Annotated in this window: 2 protein-coding genes and 1 pseudogene; 2 read left to right on the top strand and 1 reads right to left on the bottom strand. The window is 76.2% G+C overall.

What is annotated here, in order from left to right; all coding sequences use genetic code 11:
* Positions 1-217: hypothetical protein (locus tag ABYE80_RS19055; protein ID WP_372791895.1), on the top strand; the 217-nt coding region annotated here is incomplete at its 5' end.
* 5 nt (positions 218-222) lie between these two features.
* Here ABYE80_RS19055 and ABYE80_RS19050 read toward each other — a convergent pair.
* The gene (locus ABYE80_RS19050) at positions 223-2,529 is read right to left on the bottom strand and encodes an O-antigen ligase family protein (RefSeq protein ID WP_372791894.1); all 2,307 of its coding nucleotides are present in this window, start codon (positions 2,527-2,529) and stop codon (positions 223-225) included.
* A 25-nt stretch (positions 2,530-2,554) separates the two neighbouring features.
* Between ABYE80_RS19050 and ABYE80_RS19045 the strand changes: the two are divergent.
* Positions 2,555-3,157 (top strand): annotated as a pseudogene (locus ABYE80_RS19045) (hypothetical protein); the annotation flags it as partial.

Raw genomic sequence — 3,157 nt, 5'->3', positions numbered from 1 at the left:
GCGTGCCGAGCTCGAAGCGCTGCGCCGCGTCGGACGGACGGGCCGCGGGGCGGTCACCCACGGCCCCCGCCGTCGTCCGGCGACGAGGACCGCCACGTCGCGCTACCTGCCGAGCGAGCGGGTCATCGGTGTCCTCCTCGTGCTGGTCGCGGCCGGGGCCGGGTACGCGCTGCTCAAGGGGCTCATCCCGATCCTCGTCGCGCCCGACGACACCTGAGGGACCTACGGTCCGGCGGTGCCCGTCGGACCGGCTGCGCCGGTGGGCCCGAAGGCGCCCGTGGGACCGGGCGCCCCCGTCGGTCCAGCCGCGCCGGTCGGCCCGCCGGGCAACGCGCCCGGCACGACCGGAGGCGCCGTCTCGGTCGGGGTCGCCGGCACGCCGGCGGTGGGAGCGACGCCCCCGGCCAGCGGCGTCCCGGTCGCCGTCGCCGAAGCGGCGGGCGGCGTGCGGGTCAGCTCGGCACGGCGCATGAGCCCACGGGCGGTGCCGCTCGAGGGGTCGTTCTCCACGACGCGCAGCGCGGCGTTGCGGAAGCCCTCGAAGTCGGCGAGCGACAGCGCGACGAACGCGAGTCGGTACCACGCCTCCGCGCTGTAGGGCTGACGATCGACGGCCTCCAGCAGCAGCCGCCGTGCCTCGAGCGGGCGCCCGCGGCCCTGGGCGATGGCGGCGCCCACGACGAGGGGGCGGATCGACAGCGGATCGAGCTTGGCGGCGAAGTCCGCTCGCGCGGCCGCCCGTTCGAGCGAGGCCGCGTCCTGACGGTCCCCGGCGAGCTCCTCGGCCTGCTCGGCGACCGCGTCGGCCCGCGCAGGCAGGACGGCCGACGCGATGACCGCGGCCGCCATCAGGGACGCGAGCGCGGCAACGAGCCAGCGCCCGGGTGCTCCCCCGGTCCCCGCGAGCGCCGCGACGCTGCGCTCACGCGGCGGCGTGGGCGTCGCGGGACGGGCGACGAGCGAGCCCAGCGCGAACATCGCCGGGAGCGTCGCGCCGGGAAGCGACCAGTCCCAGTCGAAGATGCCGTGCACCGTCCAGGCCACGCCCGCCGCGAGCAGCGTGACCGCCATGTCGCGGCTTCGTCCCGCGGGGAGTGACCGGATCCTCAGGAGCCCGACGCCCAGGAGCGTCGAGATGGCTCCCAGCGCCAGCAGCCCACCGATCGCGCCGGTCTCGACGAGGAACTGCAACGGGACCGAGTGCGGCTGGGCGACCGAGAGCTGGTCCTCGCGGTAGAGCCGGTGGACGACGCTGAACGACCCGGCGCCCCAGCCGCCGACGGGCCGGTCGCTGAAGCCGCCGGCCGCCTCCTTCCACCACGTCCAGCGGTTGCCCGAGTTGGCCGTGATGACGCGCCCGGGGTCGAACTGCTTGTCCTCGGCGTCCTCGGTGAACGAGGACGTGGCACGGTCCAGGGCGCCGGGGAGCCCCCCCTCGCCCGTCGCCGCCGCCACGAAGCCGAACCCGGCGGTGAGCGCCGCGGCGACCGCGAGCCCGCGCCACAGCCTGGCGCTGTGGCGGGCGGTCCAGCGCACGCGCGGCTCGAGTCGGATCAGCCCCCAGCCGACCGCCATCAGCGCGCCGAGGCAGACGGCCACGACGGCGAGCAGCTCGAGGCCCGCGTCCTCGCGCACGCTGAGCGCGACACCGTTGCCGATGAGCGCGTCCTGCGCGAAGGCGAACAGGATCGCCGGCAGGGCACACACGCCCACGACGCTCATCACGATCAGGGTGCGGAGCCGGTGCGGCCCCAGCGCGGTCATCAGCGCGAGCACCGCGAGGAGGGCGAGCATGCCGCCCCGCGAGTAGGTCATGAACTGCGTCGTGAGGAGCAGGAACGCCGCCGCGAGGCCGGCCAGCCGGACGCGGCGCGTCCGCTCGACGTCCGTGGTGAGCCGCAGCGCGACGGGCATCGCGGTGACGCACAGCAGGGCGAGCGCGTTCCAGTAGCCGAGCGGCGCCCGCAGTCGCGCGAGGTCGCGCGTGTGGTCCAGGTTCAGGAGGCCGAAGAACGACACCCCGGGGATGAGCTTCCCCCCGATCGCGTACAGCGCGGTCAGCACGCCCACGGCCAGCAGCCCCATCGCCGCGCGTTCGATCGCCTGCTCCCCCGCGAGCGAGGCCGCGACGAGCGCGACGCCCGCGACCACCGCGTACAGGACGGCGCGGTTGAGCTCGATCCACGTGCCGGACGGGTCCACGCTCCAGAGGAACGTGAGGCCGCTCCACAGGGCGAACGCGACGAGCAGGGCGACGCCGACCCGTCCGCCTGGCGCGGAACCGGGTCGCGACGCGCCGGGTCGCAGCACGGCGGTGGTCAGGAGCAGCGCGAGCACGACCGCGAGGCTGATCGTCCAGGCCGCGGCGCTGAGCCCGCTGGCGCCGTTGTGGAACAGCGCCCAGACGATGATCGCCAGCAGGGCGATCTGCGCCCGTCTGCCGTCACGCAGCGACGCGAGGGCCCCCGGCGTGGAGCCGTGCGTAGGCGCGCTGAGCGCGCGCGTGTCCTGGGAAACGACGGCCTGCACGCGCCCCGACGGTACCATCGGGAACGTGTTCGACCCGCTGTCCCTCACCCGCCCGCGACGCGCGCTGCGCAGCCGCTGCCTGATCGCGGTCGCCGCCGTGCTGCTGGCGGGCCCGGCGACCCCGGCCTCCGCCGACACGTTCACCGACGTCTACAAGGACTTCGCGAAGGACGGGGCGGTCGACCCCTGCGCCTTCACCGCCAAGCAGTTGCGGTCCGCGCGCAGCCAGGTGACGCCGGACCTCGAGCAGTACGCGCCGGACTTCCCCGCAGCGCTCGACCTGGCGATCGAGGCCCGCGCCAACGGCGCCTGCAAGAAGAAGGCGAGCACCACCGGCAAGGAGGCGCCGGCCGCCGTCGCGCCGACCCCGAGCAGCGGCGACACCGGGGGCGGTTCCGCTCCGGCCACGCCGACCGAGAGCCCGGCCCAGGCTCCTGCCGCGCCCGCGGCTCCCGCGGCGACCCCGGTCACCGAGACCCCGCAGCCCGCTCCGGTGCCGGCCGCGGCCCCCGCCGCAGCCGACGGAGCCGTCCTGGAGGCGGCCAAGCTCGAGCCGACGTCGGGACCGTCCGACGGGTTGCCCGCCGCGGTCGTCGGGCTCGGCACGCTCGCCGCCCTGCTGCTGGCG

Origin of the sequence: Paraconexibacter sp. (assembly GCF_041602235.1) — a bacterium.
Lineage (GTDB): Bacteria > Actinomycetota > Thermoleophilia > Solirubrobacterales > Solirubrobacteraceae > Paraconexibacter.
Note: the sequence above shows the minus strand (reverse complement) of the source record. Positions and strands in the feature narration are given on the sequence as shown.